This window comes from Pseudomonas sp. FP603, assembly GCF_030687415.1.
Classification (GTDB): domain Bacteria; phylum Pseudomonadota; class Gammaproteobacteria; order Pseudomonadales; family Pseudomonadaceae; genus Aquipseudomonas; species Aquipseudomonas wuhanensis.
Genome location: NZ_CP117431.1, coordinates 6198277 through 6218186 on the forward strand (window position 1 = coordinate 6198277; position 19910 = coordinate 6218186).

Here is a 19910-nt window from a genome sequence, read left to right on the forward strand (position 1 = left end):
AATAGCCGGGATCGACTCTAGACAATGATGACTCCACACGCGCACTCAGACACTCGTGCACTTTCACCTATTTGCAACAAAACAATAAGCGCCCTTCCTCCTGAGCTAACATCGAATTTCAATACACTTAAAACCGAGCAAAACGTTATCTGAGCCCTCTAAAACAAATGAATACCAACAAAACTTGGAACCAAACTAACCCACAACCAAAACACTGCTCAACTCACAAGGAATTCAATTAATTACAAGGCAAATACCACATCCAATGTTACAGACTTACACACACTGATTAGTTGAATGATGACAGCCACATTAGAGCCCCGAGAAAGTCCTTTATAAGCCCAACCTCATAACAGCCGTCTTAAGTCATGAATTGTCATACCCTGAAAACACCCGCATCAAAGTAGAACTTCCTACAATGCAGGATTAAAATTCTTCCTGGACAGACAATCCAATCCCACTCAAATGACCGAACAGGCTTACGCGCACAAATGCCGTAACAATCGGGAAAATAACGGGATCAAGGTGATGAAGGCGGCCCGAACGGGCCGCCAGGGTTCAGCAGAGGGGTTTGCTGCCATACCAGCGCGGTGTGTAAACCCAGTTGCCACCTTCGGCGCGGGGGAACACGCAGGTGGTGGACGAGCCGATCAGCACCATGGTGCGCATGTCCACTTGCTCCGGCGTAAGCGCGCCAAGTGTGGTGACCCGCAGCGTCTGGCCGGGCCGACCGATATCACGACCCAGAACCACCGGAGTTTGCGGCGTACGGTGCTGTGCGACGATCTCCAGAGCACGGCCCAACTGCCACGGTCGCGAACGGGAAATCGGGTTGTAGAAGGCCAGCGCCAGATCGGCTTCGGCGGCCAGGTCCAGACGCTTTTCGATGATCGACCACGGCTTGAGGTTATCCGACAGCGACATCACGCAGAAGTCATGCCCCAGCGGCGCACCGGCCTGAGCGGCCGTCGCCAGCGAAGCGGAAACCCCCGGCAGAATCTCCAGATCGACGCTGTGCCAGGCCGGCTCACTCGACTCGTGCAAGGCTTCCAGCACCGCAGCCGCCATGGCGAACACGCCGGGGTCACCGGACGAGACCACAATCACCGACCGCCCTTCGGCCGCCAGTTCGAAGGCGTGACGGGCACGCTGCATCTCCTCGCGGTTGTCGGTGCAATGCAGCACTTGATCCGCTCGAAACGGCCCGGCCATGCGCACATAGGTTTCATAACCGAGCACATCGGTGGCTCTGGCCAGTTCAGCCTTCACCGCAGGCACCATCAATTCGGCAGCCCCCGGACCCAGGCCGATCACCGCCAGCCGACCGCGAGGGCGGCCGATCTGCGCGACATCCAGAGGTTGTTCGGCGATCGCCAATGCCAGGTTCGCGTCGATCGGGATAATCGTCGCGCCGGGAACAGCTCCGCGAGCCAACTCGCTGGCATCGCCGGCAGCCGATGCAAAACGCAGCGGCACACCCAACTCAAGCGCCGCTTCGCGCAACGCCGGGCTAGCCATCTGCGTGGCTGGCGCCAGCAAGCACGCCAGCGATTGAACGGCGACTTGGGCCTGACGCAGCGCCGCGCGAGTCGCCTGGGGCAAATCCGCCACACTGGCGCTGACCGCCAACAACACACTGCGCGGGTAGATCAACAATTCATTGGCGGCCGGCGTCCGTTCGGCACTGCCAACATGGATCGACAAATGAGCCTGAGGATCCTGCGGCAATTGTGCTTGCGCCAACCAGGGCGCAGCCCCTTCGATGCGCACGTGTTCGCCGGCCAGCAAGTCCGAGACGAAGCGCTTGCCCAGCTCCAGATCGCCCAAGGCATAGCCGCTGGGAGGATTGAGCAGGCAAGTGCCGAAACGTAACTCACCGCTGGTGGTAATCGCCGCCGCGACCTGCAACCTGGCAGCGATCGCGCGCGCCATGACATTCACCCCACCGAGCCCGCCAAGCAGTGGCACCACCGCGCTGCCGTCTTCGGCCACGGCCAGCACCGGTGGCTCAGCGCCCTTTTCCAGCAGCAACGGCGCCAGGGTGCGGATCACAATCCCGGCGGCGCACAGCGCGATGATCGGCGTGTCCTGTTGATAAAGTTCACGCAGGGTTGCGCCGAACTCGTGATAAACACGGTCCGCGCCTTCGACCCGTTCGGCCAATCCATGGATCAGTGCGCCCGGATACACCTGCTGAATCCTGCGTGCGGTCGCGAGGCTGCCATTGCCGAGAATGACAATCGCCGGAGCGGAATGGACCATCAGCCTTGCCACCTTTCACCGGGAACGATAATCAGCGAGAAATACGGCGAGGACATCGGCTCGACCTGATCCAGCGGCACGATTTTCTGATTGGCCATGGTCGCGCGCTCCACGTACAGCGCACGCTGCGCCAGACCGAGTTCTTCGAGTACCTGACGGACCTTGGGAAAGTTGCGCCCCAGTTTCATGATCACCGCCGCATCGGCATCGGCCAGTCGCCGCTTGAGGTCTTCGTGGGGCAGCACTCCCGACAACACCGACAGGCTCTGATTGCGATACACCAACGGCGCGCCCAGTACGGAGGCGCCACCGAGCATCGAGCAGACACCCGGCACCACTTCGGCTTCATAGCGCTCGGCCAGACGATCGTGCAGGTACATGTAGGAGCCGTAGAAGAACGGATCGCCTTCGCAGATCACCGCCACGTCACGGCCAGCGTCCAGATGCGCGGCGAGTTGTTCGCCGGCCGCATCGTAGAAATCGCTGATCACTTGTTCGTACGACAGCGGCGCCGGCAGCGCTTCGGTGGTCACCGGGTAAACCAGCGGCAGCAGGGTTTGTGCATCCTGCAGATGCGCTTCGATGATGCCGAATGCATTGCCCTTCTTGCCCTTGGCGACGAAGTACGCCACCACCGGCGATTCGCGCAGCAGGCGCAAGGCTTTGACGGTAATCAGTTCCGGATCACCGGGGCCGACGCCCAGGCCAATCAAACGTCCAGGTTGCTGCATCATTCGATCTCCGTGGCGAGGGCGTTGACGGCGGCGGCGGCCATGGCGCTACCGCCGAGCCGGCCTTGCATGATGACGAAAGGCACGCCACGGCTGTCCGCCGCGAGCATCGCCTTGGATTCGGCGGCGCCGACGAAGCCCACCGGGAAGCCGAGGATCAGCGCCGGTTTCGGCGCGCCGGCGTCGAGCATTTCCAGCAGGTAAAACAGCGCGGTTGGCGCATTGCCGATCACCACCACGCTGCCTTCCAGGTGCGGGCGCCACAGTTCCAGCGCGGCGGCGGAGCGGGTGTTGCCCAACTCACGGGCGAGTTCCGGAACGCTGTCGTCGCGCAGGGTGCAGATCACTGGGTTATTGGCGGGCAAACGCGCACGGGTCACGCCTTCGCTGACCATCCGCGCGTCGCACAGAATCGGCGCACCAGCAGCCAGTGCATCGCGCCCGGCTTTGCCGGCGCCTTCGGAAAATTGCAGCCCGTCGATGGCCTCGACCATGCCGCAGGCGTGGATCACCCGAACGGCGAGTTTCTCCAGATCGGCCGGAATGCGCGCAAGGTTAGCCTCGGCACGAATGATCGCGAAGGAGTTGCGATAGATCTCCTGACCGTCGCGGATGTAATCAAGCATCAAGGGGGCTCCGTGAGCGGGCGTCGAGCAAGGCTGCGACCGCTTCAATAGTAAGATTGCGTGCATGCAGCGCGCCGAAACCCGGCTGCGCTGCGTCGCGAAAATAGAGGTCGTAGTGGCCGGGCGAGACTGCCAGCAACGTCGCTGGCGTGATGTGCGCCGCCGCGCAGGAACGCGCGCAGCCAGACAGATGCACATCAAAGACTTGGCCGTGACGTTGCAGCAACGCCGCCAGTTGCAGCGCATCGCCTTTGGTGTCGGACAGGCCTTTGCCACATCCGGCAGCACCGGTGCAGGCAATCACATGCGCCAAGGCATCGTCTGCCGAACAGCACAGGCCCAAATTTTCCAGGCTGTGGATAACTTCAGCGGTATCGCGTTCGTGGATATCGGGCAACAGCAGGTTTTGCCAAGGCGTGAAGCGCAGACTGCCATCGCCCCGTTCACGGGCCAGTTGTGCCGCGCCCCGAAGCATGGCGGGATCGAGTCGGCCCAGAGGTGGCGTCGCGCCGACATAGACACGGCCGGCTTCACGCTGCGGATGAGCGCCTATGTGTAGAACGTTCGAGTTCGTAACGCGCGCCCCCCTCACGATGGACAGTAGCGGCACACGTTCGGCCACTTGAGCGACAAACCCGGCCACCGGGTATTCGGCCAGCAGATGACGCATGCGCGTCTGGTCGGGACGCGCCAGATCGAGGAACAACTCAAGCACCGCGATCACCAGCGCATGGCCGTCCTCCAGTCGCACCGCGCCCGACGGAGTCTGCGTCGGGCAACCCGCCAGACCGAAGGCCAGCACGCACTCGCCCTCTTGCTTAACGGCGCTCAGCCACAGGTCGTGAGGATGTTCGAGCATCGCCAAGCCTTCGCCGCCATCGAGCTGCACGGCGAATTTGGCGCTCAATTGGTGAAAACGCTCATGGCTTTGCAGGCTGGTAAGGATCTGTTCGGCCAGCGGACGCGTATCGAGCAACATCTGCCGGTCGATCCCGGCGCTCGGGCTGAGCATCAAGTTGCGCACATCGTCGCCCGCCGCGGTACGCGGGCCCAACCCTGCGGTGAGCAGGCTGCCGATCAAGGCCGTCTGCTCGCTGCCAATCCCGCGAATCTGCAGGTTGGCGCGGTTGGTTGCCTCGATCACGCCGCCGGCAAACCGTTCGGCCGCGCTGGCCACCGCTTCAGCCTGAACAGCGCTGATCGAACCGCCGTTCAACTTGATCCGGCAGATGCCGCCATCCAGCGCCGGGACAATACGCAGCAACCCCGGGCAAGCCGAGGGGCGTAGGGCAGAGGACATCGGGCGTTCGTTCAAAGGGGCGACCGGCTGTGTGGGAAAGGGGCTTCGCGGGCGAAGGCGCGGTATTATGCCTGCTTTGTCCGACGGCATGAAAAGCCTGCCCGTCGGAACACCCCGTTTGAGGCATTTTTTGAGGACTGCAGATGTCGCCCTGGCTGACAGTAGTAGGTATCGGTGAAGACGGCTTCAAGGGCTTGGGCAAGAACGCCCGTCGTGCCCTGCTGGGCGCTTCGCGGATCTTCGGCGGCCAACGGCAACTGGATTTGTTGCCCGTGTGCATTCGCGGCGAGCGCCAGCTCTGGCCCAGTCCGTTTACCCTTGAGCCGTTATTGGCACTGCGTGGCGAGCCGGTGTGTGTGCTGGCCAGCGGCGATCCGATGTTCTTCGGCGTCGGTGCCAGCCTGGCGCGGCAACTGCCGGGTACAGAAATGTTGGTCCTGCCCGCCCCATCCTCCGTTTCACTGGCGGCCGCTCGCCTGGGCTGGCCGTTGCAGGATGCAGTGACGCTGTCGGTGGTCGCCCGCCCCGTCGCCGCGCTCAACGCTCATTTGTTCAGTGGTGTGCGTCTGCTGGTATTGAGCAACGATGGCCAGAGTCCGGCGGCTATCGCGGCGCTGCTGCGTGAGCGTGGTTTCGGGCCGAGTCACCTCACCGTACTGGAACATCTGGGCGGCGAAGCCGAACGACGCATCGAGGGCGTGGCCAACGACTGGAATGACCCGGCGATCGCCGATCTGAACCTGATCGCCATTGAATGCATCGCTGAACCGAACACACCGCGCCTGTCGCGCCTGGCCGGCCTGCCAGATTCCGCCTTCCAGCATGACGGCCAACTGACCAAGCGCGACGTGCGCGCCATCACCCTTGCGCGCCTTGCCCCGACACCCGGCGAACTGCTGTGGGACGTCGGCGCCGGCAGCGGTTCGATCGGCATCGAATGGATGCGCGCTCACCCGAGTTGTCGGGCGCTGGCCATCGAAGCGGATGAGGGACGGCAGTCGTTGATCGAACACAACCGCGATGCCCTGGGCGTTCCCGGCCTGCAACTGATTCGCGGCAGTGCGCCGCAAGCCCTGAACGGGCTCGAACGCCCGGACGCGATTTTCATCGGCGGTGGCGTCACTCGTGAGGGCGTGCTCGATACCTGCTGGGCGCAACTCAAACCCGGCGGCCGGTTGATTGCCAACGCCGTCACCCTGCAAAGTGAAGTGACCCTGATGGCCTGGCGCGAACAGCATGGCGGTGAGTTGACCCGCATTCACGTCGCTCAGGCGCAACCACTCGGCGAGTTCGATACCTGGCGTCAGGCGCTGCCGATCACCTTGCTGGACGTGACGAAACCCCTCGATGCGTGACGAAACAGCCGAACAACCCGCCCCGCTGCGCAGCGGCCTGACCACTGGCAGCTGCGCCACCGCCACCAGCCTTGCTGCGGCACGCCTGCTGCTCAGTGGCGTCGAAGCGGACGCCGTCGAGATCACTCTGCCCAAAGGCAAACGGGTGCAGATGCGCCTGGAATTCTGTCGGCTGATGAACGACGGCGCCGAAGCCGGAACCATCAAGGACGCCGGCGACGACCCGGACGTGACCCACGGCGCCCTGCTCTTTTCCCAGGTGCGCCTGCACCGCGAACCGGGCATCCGCTTCAGTGCCGGCCGTGGCGTCGGCACCGTCACCCGGCCCGGGCTGGTGCTGAACGTCGGCGAACCGGCGATCAACCCCGTGCCGCGCAAGATGATCACCGATCACTTGACGTTGCTGGCCGAGGAGCTGGATTACCCGGGCGGCTTCGAGGTCACGGTGAACGTCGAGGACGGCGAAGCCCTGGCGCTGAAAACCATGAACCCGCGACTGGGCATTCTCGGCGGTTTGTCGATCCTCGGCACCAGCGGCATCGTCCGGCCATTCTCCTGCGCCGCCTACATCGCCTCGATCCACCAGGGCATCGACGTCGCCAAAACCAATGGCTACCTGCACATCGCCGCGTGCACTGGCAACGCCAGCGAAGACACCATGCGCCGGGTTTACGACTTGCCGGAAATCGCCCTGATCGAAATGGGCGACTTCGTCGGCGCGGTGCTCAAGCACCTGCGCAAAGTGCCTGTGGATAAACTCAGCCTGTGCGGCGGCTTCGGCAAGATCAGCAAACTGGCGGCCGGGCACATGGATTTGCACAGTCGGCATTCAAGTATCGACCTGCCGCAACTGGCTGAATGGGCCGCAGCAGTCGGTGCCGATGCGGCGTTGCAACAGGCGATCCGCGAAGCCAATACCAGTCAGCAAGCGTTGGCGATGGCCAGCGCGGCCGGGATCGCCCTTGGCGATGCGGTGTGCCAGCACGCCCTCGACTTTGCCCGCAGCGTGGTGCCGAAGCAGGTTCAGGTCGAAGTGTTCGCCATCGATCGCCAGGGCGGGATTGTCGGCCATGCGGGAGTTTTTCAATGAAGCGCGTGTTGTTGCTCGGCGGTGTCACTGAAGCATTGGCCATCGCCCGAACCCTGGGGCCGGAGCACATCTACAGCCTGGCTGGCGTCGGTCGTGTGCCGACGGATCTGAACTGTCAGGTCCGCGTTGGCGGCTATGGCGGCGCCGAAGGTCTGGCGCAGTTCATCCGCGATGAAGGCATTGACCTGCTGCTGGATGCGACCCACCCCTACGCGGCCCGCATCAGCCACAACGCCACCACCGCCGCGAAGTTGAGCGGCATTGCCTGCTGGGCCCTGCGCCGTCCGGCCTGGCAGCCACAAGCCGCAGATGACTGGCGCGAAGTCAGCGACTGGGCTGAGCTGATCGAAGCGCTGAAACCCTTTCGCCGACCGCTGTTCACCCTCGGTCGCGAGCCATTGCAGCACCTGCACGAAATCCCGCCGGAGCAATTCTGGACGTTGCGTGCACTGGACGTTTATCCGGGCAACGCGCGCTGCGAAGTGATCGGTGCCCGTGGGCCATTTCTGATCGAGGATGAACGCGCGTTGTTCGAGCGGCGGCAGATCGACGTGCTGATCAGCAAGAACAGCGGCAGCACCGCCACCGAGCCGAAGCTGGAAGTGGCGCGGGAACGTGGAGTGCCGGTGCTGGTGTTGAAGCGGCCGGTATTGCCGGGGGTTGAGCGGGAGTTTTGGGCGGTGGATGACGTCTTGGCGGCTTTGTCAGTGTCAGACATTTCCTGAACCTGCACGACCTTGCGACTTTGCCGACAACTTTTCAGGAGAGGGCCGACTGTGCCCGGCAAGCGCTTCAACTCTATATTCGATTCCCCCTGATCCTAGCTAGCAACACCACCCAGGCTACCCATGGGTAAGGCCTCCCATTGGGCCGAGAAAAGTGTGGCTTGCCAACTTGTATCCCAAGGAATACGATCCGATATGATCGACTTCGAACGATCTCGTGCGTTTGCCGATTGGCTCGACTCACTGAGAGACATCATCGGTAAAGCTCGCATTATTGCCAGGCTCCGAGCTGCCGAACACGGTAATTTCGGTGATTGCGAACCCGTAGGCGAGGCTGTTTATGAAATGCGTGTTCATTACGGCCCCGGCTACAGGATGTATTTCACTCGTCGAGGGGCAGTGGTCTATCTGCTGTTGGTGGGCGGTGACAAGTCGACTCAAAAACGAGATATCAAACGCGCTCTTCAAATGGCGCAAAACATCGGTAATGAGGAGTAAGTCATGGCCGAACAATTCACCCGATTCGACGCCGCCGAGTTTCTCAAAACACCAGAAGAAATGGCCGCTTATCTGGATGCCTGCTTTGAAGAAGATGCAGGTGACGGCGTTCTCATACGTGCCGCACTCAACGACATAGCTCGTGCAAAAGGCATGACACAGATTGCCCGTGATGCCGGGCTGGGTCGCGAAAGTCTCTACAAAGCATTGGGCAGCACTGGCAACCCGGAATTCGCGACTATCATGAAAGTGATGAAAGCATTAGGCCTGCGGCTGCATGCCAGCGCTCTCTGATTGCACTGCGACACCACACCGCACGCGGCCTTTTTACTTATCGCCCCTGATCAGGCTAAATAGCCGCGCCTGATCGCCCACTCAAACGGATCTGCCCCATGTCCCGACAACGGCTCGCATTTGCCTGGATCGCCTGCTTTGCAGTGCTGTTCAACATGCTCGCCATGCCGATGTCCGGAGCGATGGCGCAGACGGCGAAATCGCCGGCCGAGCAATTGCTGTGGGGCAGTTTCTGCTCCTCCAACGGCACGAAGCTGGTGGCGATTTCCCTGGGCGATATCGAGCAGAAAGTCCCGCAGAGCGACGATCATTCCAACATGCAGCATTGCTGGTGCTGCTCGGGCTCTGCGCCATTGGTGGCGTTGCCGGGGCATGCGCCGCAGTTGTATTTTGCGCGTTTCGAGGCCAATCGAAGCCTGCCGCCTGCCACGCTCGACACCCCTACACCGCGCCAGCAATGGCCGAGTCTCAACCCCCGCGCATCCCCTCTGGTGTGATTCTTTCTCGCAATTGACCTGCGTTTTGAATCGTTCTGGAGAACTGCCATGTTGAACAAACTCATCGTCCTGGCTGTGTTGCTGCTGCCTGCCTGTTTTGCCAATGCCCACGAATACAAGGTTGGCGAGCTTGAGATCGCCCATCCGTGGTCGCAAGAGTTGCCGCCCAACGCGCCCACCGTCGCGGCGTATTTCGTGATTCACAACAAGGGCAAAACCGCTGACCGGTTGCTCAGCGTCGGCTCGCCGATATCCGGCAAGGCCGAGTTGCACGAACATGTGATGCAAAACGATCTGATGAAAATGCAGCCAGTGCCCAGCGTCGAGATTCCGGCTGGCGGTGAAGCCACCTTCGCGCCGATGGCGTACCACGTGATGCTGCTGGAGCTCAAAGACCGCAGCCTGTTGAGCGACGGCAAGCGCTTCCCGCTGACGATGCACTTCGAGAAGTCCGGTGATGTAACGGTCGAGGTCTCGGTGCAGAAAAAGGCGCCGGACAGCATGCAAGCGCACATGCACGCCCAGTAATCGCCCCCGTTGAAAACGCCTATGCACCCGCATAGCGCCAGGTCATCCGTGCGCCGCCGTCAGCCAATGAGCCTGACCCGCGGCAGCTGGATCAGCCTGTTCGCCATGCTGATGATCTTTATCGGCCCGCTGATTTCTCAGTCGATGCCGATGGATCAACGCGCCTCAATGTCCATGAGCATGAGCATGAGCATGTCGACGGACATGTCCATGGACATGTCGGCCATGGAGCATGGCGCGCAACCCGCCGCCGAGCACTGCCCGCCAAAAGCCGACCATCACGCACTCTGGGAAAAATGCGGCTATTGCAGCCTGCTATTCAATTGCCCGGCGCTCACTGGTGGTCAGTCCTTCGTCGCCTTCGAAAGCCCCCAGACAACCACCTTCACCACCCCCGCCACCCGCTTGGGCCACGCCAGGCAAACCGTCTTCCCCGGCGCCCGCACCCGCGCACCGCCCATCATCGCGTAAACACCCACCTCCGACTTCACACGGCCCGAAGACACCCAAGCAACCTGTGGGAGCGAGCTCCCTCGCCACAAAAAGCTGGTTCCCACAAGGATTGTGTCGGCTGCCGGCCGTGTCGTTTACGACTGTTCGATGGAAATTGTCATGTCCAGGTTTTCTGCTGACACACGTTTGGGCGCTGCCCAGACTTCTTTTGCCCTGAATCAATCCTTCATTCGTTTCAGGCAGGCCACCGCCGCCCTTTGCGGCTTGCTGTTGACACCGCTGGTGCTGGCCGATGAACACACCGGCCACAGCGAAGAACTGAGCCCGACGGTGATCACCGCCATCGCGCCGAGCTCGCCGCTGACTGTCGTCACCAACCCCAAGGACCCGCGCCAACCGGTTCCGGCCAGCGACGGTGGCGATTATCTGAAAACCATCCCCGGCTTCGCCCTGGTGCGCAACGGCGGCACCAATGGCGATCCGGTGCTGCGCGGCATGTTCGGCTCGCGCCTGAATATCCTCACCAACGGCAGCATGATGCTCGGCGCCTGCCCCGGCCGGATGGACGCCCCGACCTCCTACATCTCACCGGAAACCTACGACAAACTCACCGTCATCAAAGGCCCGCAAACCGTGCTCTGGGGTCCCGGCGCATCGGCCGGCACCGTCCTGTTCGACCGTGAGCCGGAAAGCTTCGGCGAACTCGGCACTCGGGTGAATGCCAGCGTATTGGCCGGTTCCAACGGGCGCTTCGACAAAGTGGTGGACGCCGCTGCTGGCGGACCGCTGGGTTACGTGCGCGTGATCGGCAACACTGCGCATTCCGATGACTACAAGGACGGCAACAACGACACCGTGCCCTCGCGCTACGACAAGTGGAACGGTGACGTCGCGGTCGGCTGGACCCCGAACGCCGACACCCTGCTGGAACTGACCGCCGGCAAGGGCGACGGCGAAGCCCGTTACGCCGGGCGCGGCATGGACGGTTCGCAGTTCTTGCGCGAAAGCCTGGGCCTGCGCTTCGAGCAGTCGAACATCGGTGAGGTGCTGGATAAGGTCGAGGCGCAGGTCTACTACAACTACGCCGACCATGTGATGGACAACTACACCCTGCGCACGCCCTCCGGCACCGGAATGATGGCCGGTCCCATGGCCTCCAATGTCGATCGCCGAACCCTCGGCGCGCGGATCAAAGCCACCTGGCGCTGGGCCGATGCGCAACTGATCAGTGGCCTGGACGCGCAAACCAACGAACACCGCCAGCGCAGCGCCATGGGCGTCGACGCCTACAAGGATGTGCCGCGCAACAAGGACGCCGACTTCCACAACTACGGCGTGTTCAGCGAACTGACCTGGTACGCCGCCGACCGTGATCGGCTGATCACCGGTGCGAGACTGGATCGTGCGTCGGCCAAGGATTATCGGCAGACCATCGGCTCCGGGATGATGGCCCGCCCGAACCCGACGGCCGACGACACCCGCGCCGACACCCTGCCCAGCGGTTTCGTCCGTTACGAGCATGACCTGGCCGACAGCCCCACCACGCTGTATGCGGGCCTCGGTCACTCCCAACGTTTCCCGGATTACTGGGAGCTGTTTTCGCCCAAGTCCGGCCCCGCTGGTTCGGTGAATGCCTTCGACTCGATCAAACCGGAGAAAACCACCCAGCTCGACTTTGGTCTGCAATACAAGACCGAAGACCTCGAAGCCTGGGCCTCGGGTTACGTCGGCCAGGTGCGCGATTACATCCTGTTCAACTACACGCCGGGAATGATGGGCATGACCTCGCAAGTCGAGAACATCGACGCGCGAATCATGGGCGGCGAACTCGGCGCGGCCTACAAGCTGACGGCCCACTGGAAAGCCGATGCGACCCTGGCCTATGCCTGGGGCAAGAACAGCAGTGACGGCAGCGCCTTGCCGCAGATGCCACCGCTGGATGCGCGCTTCGGCCTGACCTACAGCGAAGACAACTGGAGCGCCGGCGCCTTGTGGCGGGTGGTCGCGGCGCAAAACCGCATCGACCAGAACAAGGGCAATGTGGTCGGCAAAGACTTCGACACGAGCTCTGGGTTCGGCGTGTTCTCGCTCAACGGTGCGTACCGGATCAACAAGAACTGGAAGGTCAGCAGCGGCGTCGACAACTTGTTTGGCAAGGCCTACGCCGAACACCTGAACCTGGCGGGCAACGCCGGTTTCGGCTTCCCGGCCAATGATCCGCAGGCCATCAACGAACCGGGGCGCATGCTCTGGACCAAGGTGGACATGAGTTTCTAAGAGCATCGCGGGCAAGCCCGCTCCCACAGGTTCAACACCGTCCATGTGGGAGCGGGCTTGCCCGCGATCGGTTGCGCAGCAACCGCACTAAACAACAAAGAACAACGCCTAGCGGAGCACACGAATGAAACAGCCCAAACCGAATTTCTACAACCTGGCCTGGCGCTGGCATTTCTATGCCGGCCTGTTCGTCGCGCCATTCATGGTGATGCTGGCCCTGACCGGAATCGTCTACCTGTTCAAACCGCAACTCGATCCGTTGATGTACGGCAGCCTGCTGAACGTCCCCGCTGCTCATCACAAAGTCTCCGCCGACGACCTGCTCAAACGGGTGAAAGAAGCATATCCACAAGGTCAGATCAAACAGTACCTGCCGCCAGTCAACGCCGAACGCAGTGCGCAATTTGTGGTGATCAATGAAGGTCATGAACTGAACGTGTTCATCGATCCGTACCACGGCGACATCCTTGGCGAGCAAGACGCGAAGAAAAATCTGCAAGCAGTCGCGCGCTCGATTCACGGCGAATTGATGATCGGCACCGTCGGTGATCGACTGGTAGAACTGGCCGCCGGATGGGGCGTCGTGCTGGTGGTCTCCGGGGTATTTTTATGGTGGCCGCGCGGCCAGTCCGCCGGGATTCTCTGGCCACGCCTGAACAGTCGCGGCCGAGTGCTCTGGCGTGACCTGCACGCGGTGACCGGGTTCTGGGGCGCGGCATTGCTGCTGGTGATGCTGCTCAGCGGCATGACCTGGACCGGATTCTGGGGCAAGCAATACGCCGACCTCTGGAACCGCTTCCCGGTCGCCATGTGGAATGACGTGCCCAAGTCCGACGTCGAGGCCCGCAGCCTCAACAGCGCAACCCGCCAGACCGTGCCGTGGGCCATGGAAAACACGCCGATGCCGATGTCTGGCGACCATGCCGAACACATGGCTCACACCAGCACGCAAACCGGCCCGGCAGCGCCGACCATCAGCCTGCAAGACGTGCAGAACATCGCCGTGCAGCGCAAGGTCGAGCCCGGCTACAGCATCACTTTCCCGACCACATCCGCCGGCGTGTTCACCATCGCGGTGTTCGCCGACGACCCGCGCAACGACGCCACCCTGCATGTCGACCAGTACACCGGCGACGTTCTCGCCGACGTGCGCTGGCAGCATTACAGCAACGTCGCCCGGGCCACGGAAGTCGGCGTGATGCTGCACGAAGGCAAGATGTTCGGCCCGATCAATCAGATCATCGCGCTGCTGATCTGCCTGATGATTCTGCTCAGTGCAGTGAGTGGTGTGGTGATCTGGTGGAAGCGTCGGCCACAGGGCAAAGTCGGGGTGCCGCCGTTGCGCCACGACCTGCCGAAATGGAAAACCGCGATGGTCATCATGTTCGCCCTGGCGGTGATGTTTCCGTTAGTGGGGGCTTCGCTGGTGGTCGTGTGGCTATTGGATTGGGGTCTGCTGTCGCGCCGGGGCCGGCAAACTGAATCCACCTCACCTTCATCATGAAACAGGCGAGATACGCGTACGCGTAAAGCCAATACAATGCGAACCGCGATCTTTCTTCGTCACCGCCGATTGATCGTTCCCACGCGCAGCAAAGGAATGCAGCCCGGGACGCTCCGCGTCCCAAAAGCGGACGCAGAGCGTCCATTGAGGCGTTCCCACGCAGAGCGTGGGAACGATCATTACGATCAACTGGAATGAAATGACCTCGCTGAACCTCACCAACCTCGCCTGGACACCCCTGGGCCATGGCCACTGCCATCACCAGTTCCAGCTGCGTGACGCGTCCTTGCACGTGGCCGCCGGTGAGTTCGTCGGGTTGATCGGCCCCAACGGCAGCGGCAAAACCAGCCTGTTGCGTTGCGCCTATCGCTTCAGCAAACCGGAAAGCGGCGAAGTAAAACTCGACCACCACAACGTCTGGAAACAATCCTCACGCTGGTGCGCGCAACGCATCGCCGTGGTGTTGCAGGAATTCCCCGATGCCTTCGGCCTGACCGTCGAGGAAGTGGTCGCCATGGGCCGCACGCCGCACAAAGGCCTGTTCGACGGCGACACCGTGCACGACCGCCACCTCGCGACCCACGCCCTGGAATCGGTCGGCCTCAAAGGTTTCGAAGACCACGCTTTCGCCACCCTTTCCGGCGGTGAAAAGCAGCGTGTGATCCTCGCCCGCGCCCTGGCCCAGCAACCGCAATTGCTGATCCTCGATGAGCCGACCAACCACCTCGACCCGCGCTATCAACTGGAACTGCTGCAACTGGTCAAACGCCTGCAGATCGGCACGCTGGCGAGTATTCACGACCTCAATCTGGCGGCGGCCTTCTGCGATCGGCTGTACGTGATTCATCACGGCCGTATCGTCGCCAGCGGCTCCCCCAAAGAAGTCCTGACCACACACCTTTTGCACAACGTGTTCGGCGTCGACGCCCTGATCGATGACCATCCCTTGCACGGCTACCCACGAATCACCTGGATAACCCAACCATGACTTTGCGTTCCCTGCTTTGCGTCGCGTTGTTGCTGGGCAGTGCCCAGGCCTTCGCCGAGGCCACGAAATACCCGCTGACTGTCCAGAGTTGCAACCGCGCAGTGACCTTCAAGCAAGCGCCGAAACACGCGGTCAGCCACGACATCAACATGACCCAAATGATGCTCGCCCTCGGTCTCAAACCCAGGATGGCCGGCTACAGCGGCGTGACCGGATGGAGGTCGGTGACGCCCCAGATGCAGACCATCCTCGACGGCTTGCCGGAACTGGCGGCCAAGTACCCATCGGTGGAAACCCTACTCAACGCCAACGTCGATTTCTTCTTCGCCGGTTGGGACTACGGCATGCGCGTGGGCGGTGACCTCACGCCGCAAACCCTGCAACCGCTGGGCATCAATGTCTACGAACTCACCGAGTCCTGCGCGTTCGTGATGAAGCGCCCACCCGCGAGCCTGGAAGACACCTACAACGACCTGCGCAACCTCGGCAAAATCTTCGACGTGCAAGACCGCGCCAACGCCGTGATCGCCCAGATGCAGGCGCAAGTCGCCGAGGTGCGCCAGGATCTGCCAGCGGACAAGCCTCGGGTATTTCTCTACGACAGCGGTGAAGACCGGGCCATGACCTCCGGGCGCCTGGGCATGCCGCAAGCGCTGATCGACGCGGCCGGCGGGCGCAACATCCTCGATGACGTCGAGGCGAGCTGGACCCGGGTCAATTGGGAAAACGTGGTCGAGCGCAATCCGCAGGTGATCGTGATCGTCGATTACGGCGAAGTCACCGCTGAACAGAAGGAGCAGTTTTTGCTGAACAACCAGGCCCTGCAATCGGTGGACGCGATCAAAAACCAGCGCTTCATCGTCATTCCGTACGTGCAGGCTACGCCGGGAATCGACAACGTGTTGGCGGTCGAAACCCTGGCCAAGGGTTTCCACGGCGAATGATCGACCGTCGCTATGCCTTGTTGCTGATCGGCCTCGGCGTGCTGTTGCTGATGTCGTGTGTGGTGTCGCTGGGTTTTGGCCCGGCGCGGGTGCCGGTGGACGTGGTGTGGCGGATTCTGCTGCACAAGGCGTTCGGTGTTGGCGAGCAGAACTGGACGGCCGGACAGGAACACATCGTCTGGCTGATCCGCGTGCCGCGCATGTTGCTCGGCGCGCTGGTGGGCGCCGGCCTGGCGCTGATCGGTGCGGTGCTGCAAGCGGTGACGCGCAATCCATTGGCCGATCCGCACTTGTTAGGCGTGACCTCCGGCGCGACCCTCGGCGCGGTGATCGTGGTGTTGCATGTCGGTGAAATCGTCGGCCTGCTGACCTTGCCCATCGCGGCGTTTATCGGCGCGCTGCTGAGCATGCTGGTCGTGCTGATGATCGCCAACCGTCATGGGCGGCTGGACAGTGATCGGCTGCTGCTGTGCGGTGTCGCGGTGTCATTCGTGATGATGGCAATCGCCAACCTGCTGCTGTTTCTGGGCGACCATCGCGCCAGTTCGGCGGTGATGTTCTGGATGCTCGGTGGCCTCGGGTTGGCGCGCTGGGAATTGCTCGCGGTGCCGGCGGCGAGTGTGTTGCTTGGGTTGGTGTTGTTGCTGGGGATGGCTCGGCCGTTGAATGCGTTGATGGCCGGCGAACAGACCGCTGTGACCCTCGGGCTCAATGCCCGCACCGTGCGCTTGCGGGTGTTTTTGATTGCCTCATTGATGACCGGGGTGCTGGTGTCGATCAGCGGTTCGATTGGTTTTGTCGGGTTGATGGTGCCGCACATTGCCCGGCGATTGGTAGGTGCCGAGCATCGGCGGTTGCTGCCGGTGTGCGTGTTGTTGGGCAGCCTGTTCCTCGTCTGGGTCGACGTGGCCGCGCGCACCCTGATCGCCCCGGAAGACTTGCCCATTGGCGTCGCCACCGCCGCGATTGGCGGCCTGTTCTTCATCGGCCTGATGCGCCGCCGCTAATTTCCAAAAGAACCACTGCACCTGTGGGAGCTGGCTTGCCTGCGATGACGGCGGCACATTCAACATCACCGTGACTGACCCTCCGCTATCGCGGGCAAGCCCGCTCCCACAGGATTTGTGTCGTACACAAATTTGGGGATTGATCGTTCCCACGCTCCCGCGTGGGAATGCCGCCAGGGACGCTCCGCGTTCCGCTTTTGAATGTTTAACGGATGTGTCAAAACACGGAACTTTCCCACGCCTTTTTCAGGTTGTTCGTCGGACGCGAGCCCTCTAGTCTTGGGCTGTCGCTGAACACTCAGCGATCGGGTGTGAGAGCCCGGAAGAGGTTTTAATCCATCGCCAGTACCACCATAATCGCCGACAGCTTATCCGCTGCCTGCAATGCTCTATGGCGGCTGTGTGCGGGCGGACTTCGGTCCGGCCGGGTTTGATCCTCTACCGGTTTCTCACTCCGCACATAGCTGCCACCACTCCGTCGCGTGAGAAACGACGAGTGATGGCTTCAACTGATTAGAGGATATTTCAATGAATAAGAAACTCGTACCAGACCCACCCTTCAATACCACCACCCCCAACGCCGAAGCCTCGCGCACTGAAGAATTACTCAAAGACCGCGAAGCCATAAAACGCGCCCTCGACTACTACCTCGATCCCCCGGCGCAATACACCGAAAAACCCCGCCGCCCCAGCACCATGTTCATGGTCGCCCCGAATATGGATACCGAAAGCCTGCTGGCCCACGCCTACGAATCGTTAGCCACAGCGAGCGTCCTGACCAGCGATTTCGCCAACGACCTGACCGGCCCGCAGCGCTACACGGCGCTGGCGATTCAACAGAGCATCATGCTGGCGGAACTGGCGGTGAACCGGGCGCTGGATAACGTCGACCCGGCGTAGACCGCGTTATCGTTCATCGCGAGCAGGCTCGCTCCCACAGGATTTGTGTCGTACACAGATTTTGTATATGACCGCTCCTCCTGTGGGAGCTGGCTTGCCTGCGATGGCGGCGGCACATTCAACATCACCGTGACTGACCCACCGCCATCGCGGGCAAGCCCGCTCCCACAGGATTTGTGTCCTACACAGATTTTGTATATGACCGCTCCCCCTGTGGGAGCGAGGCTTGCCCGCGATGACGGCAGCATATCCAATATCCTTGTGACTGGCACACCGTCTTCGCGAGCAAGCTTCGCTCCTTGGAGTGAGACAATATCTGCGCCCCAATGTGGCGCATCTTCTCGCACCAACGCGCCAGACGCGTCCCTTCATGGTGCGTCACCCAAACCCCGCAACCGCTCTAATACGACATTTCCTTGCCCTTCCCCGACCGGGCACAGCCCTTGCTAAAGACCCTTCAGTCGTCCGCATCTGCCAACCATAAAAAACTTTAACGTTCATGGAGATCGCACAATGAAGCGTCGCAGTTTGATCAAGGCTTTCACACTATCGGCAAGCATTGCCGCGATGGGCATGGCCTGGACCGTCCAGGCCGCCGAGACCATCAAGGTCGGTATTCTGCATTCGTTGTCCGGCACCATGGCGATCTCCGAAACCTCGCTCAAAGACATGGCGTTGATGACCATCGACGAAATCAACGCCAAGGGCGGCGTGAACGGCAAGATGCTTGAACCGGTGGTGGTTGACCCGGCATCGAACTGGCCGTTGTTCGCCGAAAAGGGCCGGCAGTTGCTGACTCAGGACAAGGTGGCGGTGGTGTTCGGTTGCTGGACCTCGGTGTCGCGTAAATCGGTGCTGCCGGTGTTCGAAGAGCTCAACGGCCTGCTGTTCTACCCGGTGCAGTACGAAGGCGAAGAGATGTCGCCGAACGTGTTCTACACCGGCGCGGCGCCCAACCAGCAGGCGATTCCGGCGGTGGAATACCTGATGAGCGAAGAAGGCGGCAGCGCCAAGCGTTACTTCCTGCTCGGCACCGACTACGTTTACCCGCGCACCACCAACAAGATTCTGCGCTCGTTCCTGCACTCCAAAGGTGTGGCGGACAAGGACATCGAAGAGGTCTACACCCCGTTCGGCCACAGCGACTATCAAACCATCGTGGCCAACATCAAAAAATTCTCCGCCGGTGGCAAGACGGCGGTCATCTCCACGGTCAACGGCGACTCCAACGTGCCGTTCTATAAAGAGCTGGCCAACCAGGGCCTGAAAGCGACCGACGTTCCGGTCGTGGCGTTCTCCGTGGGCGAAGAAGAATTGCGCGGCATCGACACCAAACCGCTGGTGGGCAACCTCGCGGCGTGGAACTACTTTGAGTCGGTCGAGAACCCGCAGAACAAGAAATTCGTCGCCGACTGGAAAGCCTACGCCAAGAAACACAACCTGCCGGGCGCCGACAAAGCGGTGACCAACGATCCGATGGAAGCCACTTACGTTGGCATCCATATGTGGGCGCAAGCGGCCGAGAAAGCCAAGTCCACCGACGTCGACAAAGTCCGCGAAGCCCTGGCCGGCCAGACCTTCGCCGCACCGTCCGGTTACACCCTGACCATGGACAAGACCAACCACCACCTGCACAAGCCAGTGATGATCGGCGAGATTCAGGCCGACGGTCAGTTCAACGTGGTATGGCAGACCGAAGGGCCGATCCGCGCTCAACCATGGAGCCCGTTTATCTCGGGTAACGACAAGAAGCCGGACTATGCGGTGAAGAGCAACTAAGCCACTGGGTGTCGGGCCTGGGCACTTCATTCAGGCTCGACACAAATCCCTGTGGGAGCTGGCTTGCCTGCGATGGCATCACCTCGGTGCATCAGACGCACCGAGTCGTCTGCATCGCAGGCAAGCCAGCTCCCACAATGTCCGCGCAAGGC

At 61.7% G+C, this 19910-nt stretch carries 19 protein-coding genes; 15 read left to right on the plus strand and 4 right to left on the minus strand.

What is annotated here, in order from left to right; translation table 11 throughout:
- Nucleotides 1-558: 558 nt before the first annotated feature.
- The 4 genes from cobJ to cobG are packed head-to-tail and all read right to left on the minus strand — an operon-like array spanning nucleotide 559 to nucleotide 4919.
- Complete coding sequence (gene cobJ, locus PSH65_RS28635) at nucleotides 559-2262, minus strand: precorrin-3B C(17)-methyltransferase (RefSeq protein WP_305423800.1); 1704 nt, start codon at nucleotides 2260-2262, stop codon at nucleotides 559-561.
- On the minus strand, nucleotides 2262-2993 hold the full coding sequence (locus PSH65_RS28640; protein WP_183681463.1) for a precorrin-2 C(20)-methyltransferase: 732 nt from the start codon (nucleotides 2991-2993) through the stop codon (nucleotides 2262-2264). Before PSH65_RS28640 ends, cobJ begins: the two co-directional genes overlap by 1 nt.
- Nucleotides 2993-3619: a precorrin-8X methylmutase gene (locus PSH65_RS28645; RefSeq protein ID WP_007937188.1), complete on the minus strand. Its 627-nt coding sequence runs from the start codon at nucleotides 3617-3619 to the stop codon at nucleotides 2993-2995. Before PSH65_RS28645 ends, PSH65_RS28640 begins: the two co-directional genes overlap by 1 nt.
- Nucleotides 3612-4919 (minus strand): precorrin-3B synthase, encoded by a 1308-nt coding sequence (gene cobG / locus PSH65_RS28650; protein WP_305423802.1) that lies wholly within the window; start codon nucleotides 4917-4919, stop codon nucleotides 3612-3614. Before cobG ends, PSH65_RS28645 begins: the two co-directional genes overlap by 8 nt.
- Nucleotides 4920-5062: 143 nt before the next feature.
- Between cobG and cbiE the strand changes: the two genes are divergently transcribed.
- The 15 genes from cbiE to urtA all read left to right on the plus strand — a co-directional run bounded on the left by cbiE (nucleotide 5063) and on the right by urtA (nucleotide 19758).
- A complete protein-coding gene (gene cbiE / locus PSH65_RS28655; RefSeq protein ID WP_305423803.1) occupies nucleotides 5063-6274 on the plus strand; it encodes a precorrin-6y C5,15-methyltransferase (decarboxylating) subunit CbiE in 1212 nt (403 codons plus the stop codon).
- Nucleotides 6267-7364 carry a cobalt-precorrin-5B (C(1))-methyltransferase gene (locus PSH65_RS28660; protein WP_305423805.1) on the plus strand — a complete coding sequence of 366 codons (1098 nt, stop codon included), beginning with the start codon at nucleotides 6267-6269 and terminating at the stop codon, nucleotides 7362-7364. Before cbiE ends, PSH65_RS28660 begins: the two co-directional genes overlap by 8 nt.
- A complete protein-coding gene (locus PSH65_RS28665) occupies nucleotides 7361-8089 on the plus strand; it encodes a cobalt-precorrin-6A reductase (RefSeq protein WP_305423806.1) in 729 nt (242 codons plus the stop codon). Before PSH65_RS28660 ends, PSH65_RS28665 begins: the two co-directional genes overlap by 4 nt.
- Nucleotides 8090-8284: 195 nt before the next feature.
- Complete coding sequence (locus tag PSH65_RS28670) at nucleotides 8285-8587, plus strand: type II toxin-antitoxin system RelE/ParE family toxin (RefSeq protein ID WP_095052940.1); 303 nt, start codon at nucleotides 8285-8287, stop codon at nucleotides 8585-8587.
- A gap of 3 nt (nucleotides 8588-8590) precedes the next feature.
- Nucleotides 8591-8881 carry an addiction module antidote protein gene (locus PSH65_RS28675; protein WP_074873403.1) on the plus strand — a complete coding sequence of 97 codons (291 nt, stop codon included), beginning with the start codon at nucleotides 8591-8593 and terminating at the stop codon, nucleotides 8879-8881.
- A gap of 98 nt (nucleotides 8882-8979) precedes the next feature.
- Nucleotides 8980-9378: a DUF2946 domain-containing protein gene (locus tag PSH65_RS28680; protein WP_305423808.1), complete on the plus strand. Its 399-nt coding sequence runs from the start codon at nucleotides 8980-8982 to the stop codon at nucleotides 9376-9378.
- Nucleotides 9379-9426: 48 nt separating this feature from the next.
- Nucleotides 9427-9906, plus strand: coding sequence for a copper chaperone PCu(A)C (locus PSH65_RS28685; RefSeq protein WP_305423809.1), 480 nt, complete (start codon nucleotides 9427-9429; stop codon nucleotides 9904-9906).
- A 21-nt stretch (nucleotides 9907-9927) separates the two neighbouring features.
- Nucleotides 9928-10377: a DUF2946 domain-containing protein gene (locus tag PSH65_RS28690; RefSeq protein WP_305423811.1), complete on the plus strand. Its 450-nt coding sequence runs from the start codon at nucleotides 9928-9930 to the stop codon at nucleotides 10375-10377.
- A gap of 141 nt (nucleotides 10378-10518) precedes the next feature.
- The gene (locus PSH65_RS28695) at nucleotides 10519-12636 is read left to right on the plus strand and encodes a TonB-dependent copper receptor (protein WP_305423812.1); all 2118 of its coding nucleotides are present in this window, start codon (nucleotides 10519-10521) and stop codon (nucleotides 12634-12636) included.
- A gap of 124 nt (nucleotides 12637-12760) precedes the next feature.
- Entirely contained in the window at nucleotides 12761-14140 is a 1380-nt protein-coding gene (locus PSH65_RS28700; protein WP_305423813.1) for a PepSY domain-containing protein, read from the plus strand.
- A 199-nt stretch (nucleotides 14141-14339) separates the two neighbouring features.
- The gene (locus PSH65_RS28705; protein WP_305423815.1) at nucleotides 14340-15128 is read left to right on the plus strand and encodes an ABC transporter ATP-binding protein; all 789 of its coding nucleotides are present in this window, start codon (nucleotides 14340-14342) and stop codon (nucleotides 15126-15128) included.
- Nucleotides 15125-16072 (plus strand): ABC transporter substrate-binding protein, encoded by a 948-nt coding sequence (locus PSH65_RS28710; protein ID WP_305423816.1) that lies wholly within the window; start codon nucleotides 15125-15127, stop codon nucleotides 16070-16072. Before PSH65_RS28705 ends, PSH65_RS28710 begins: the two co-directional genes overlap by 4 nt.
- Complete coding sequence (locus tag PSH65_RS28715; protein WP_086944057.1) at nucleotides 16069-17079, plus strand: iron ABC transporter permease; 1011 nt, start codon at nucleotides 16069-16071, stop codon at nucleotides 17077-17079. The genes PSH65_RS28710 and PSH65_RS28715 overlap by 4 nt, the downstream gene beginning before the upstream one ends.
- A gap of 528 nt (nucleotides 17080-17607) precedes the next feature.
- Nucleotides 17608-17979, plus strand: coding sequence for a DUF6124 family protein (locus tag PSH65_RS28720; RefSeq protein ID WP_305423819.1), 372 nt, complete (start codon nucleotides 17608-17610; stop codon nucleotides 17977-17979).
- 513 nt (nucleotides 17980-18492) lie between these two features.
- Nucleotides 18493-19758 carry an urea ABC transporter substrate-binding protein gene (gene urtA / locus PSH65_RS28725; RefSeq protein WP_217855664.1) on the plus strand — a complete coding sequence of 422 codons (1266 nt, stop codon included), beginning with the start codon at nucleotides 18493-18495 and terminating at the stop codon, nucleotides 19756-19758.
- The last annotated feature ends 152 nt before the right edge of the window (nucleotides 19759-19910 follow it).

Coding starts and splice junctions, on each gene's coding strand:
- cobJ (WP_305423800.1), bottom strand. CDS start 2,262: ATGGTCCATTCCGCTCCGGCGATTGTCATTCTCGGCAATGGCAGCCTC.
- urtA (WP_217855664.1), top strand. CDS start 18,493: ATGAAGCGTCGCAGTTTGATCAAGGCTTTCACACTATCGGCAAGCATT.
- PSH65_RS28680 (WP_305423808.1), top strand. CDS start 8,980: ATGTCCCGACAACGGCTCGCATTTGCCTGGATCGCCTGCTTTGCAGTG.
- PSH65_RS28715 (WP_086944057.1), top strand. CDS start 16,069: ATGATCGACCGTCGCTATGCCTTGTTGCTGATCGGCCTCGGCGTGCTG.
- cobG (WP_305423802.1), bottom strand. CDS start 4,919: ATGTCCTCTGCCCTACGCCCCTCGGCTTGCCCGGGGTTGCTGCGTATT.
- PSH65_RS28675 (WP_074873403.1), top strand. CDS start 8,591: ATGGCCGAACAATTCACCCGATTCGACGCCGCCGAGTTTCTCAAAACA.
- PSH65_RS28695 (WP_305423812.1), top strand. CDS start 10,519: ATGTCCAGGTTTTCTGCTGACACACGTTTGGGCGCTGCCCAGACTTCT.
- PSH65_RS28645 (WP_007937188.1), bottom strand. CDS start 3,619: ATGCTTGATTACATCCGCGACGGTCAGGAGATCTATCGCAACTCCTTC.
- cbiE (WP_305423803.1), top strand. CDS start 5,063: ATGTCGCCCTGGCTGACAGTAGTAGGTATCGGTGAAGACGGCTTCAAG.
- PSH65_RS28670 (WP_095052940.1), top strand. CDS start 8,285: ATGATCGACTTCGAACGATCTCGTGCGTTTGCCGATTGGCTCGACTCA.
- PSH65_RS28710 (WP_305423816.1), top strand. CDS start 15,125: ATGACTTTGCGTTCCCTGCTTTGCGTCGCGTTGTTGCTGGGCAGTGCC.
- PSH65_RS28700 (WP_305423813.1), top strand. CDS start 12,761: ATGAAACAGCCCAAACCGAATTTCTACAACCTGGCCTGGCGCTGGCAT.
- PSH65_RS28640 (WP_183681463.1), bottom strand. CDS start 2,993: ATGCAGCAACCTGGACGTTTGATTGGCCTGGGCGTCGGCCCCGGTGAT.
- PSH65_RS28665 (WP_305423806.1), top strand. CDS start 7,361: ATGAAGCGCGTGTTGTTGCTCGGCGGTGTCACTGAAGCATTGGCCATC.
- PSH65_RS28660 (WP_305423805.1), top strand. CDS start 6,267: ATGCGTGACGAAACAGCCGAACAACCCGCCCCGCTGCGCAGCGGCCTG.
- PSH65_RS28720 (WP_305423819.1), top strand. CDS start 17,608: ATGAATAAGAAACTCGTACCAGACCCACCCTTCAATACCACCACCCCC.
- PSH65_RS28690 (WP_305423811.1), top strand. CDS start 9,928: ATGCACCCGCATAGCGCCAGGTCATCCGTGCGCCGCCGTCAGCCAATG.
- PSH65_RS28685 (WP_305423809.1), top strand. CDS start 9,427: ATGTTGAACAAACTCATCGTCCTGGCTGTGTTGCTGCTGCCTGCCTGT.
- PSH65_RS28705 (WP_305423815.1), top strand. CDS start 14,340: ATGACCTCGCTGAACCTCACCAACCTCGCCTGGACACCCCTGGGCCAT.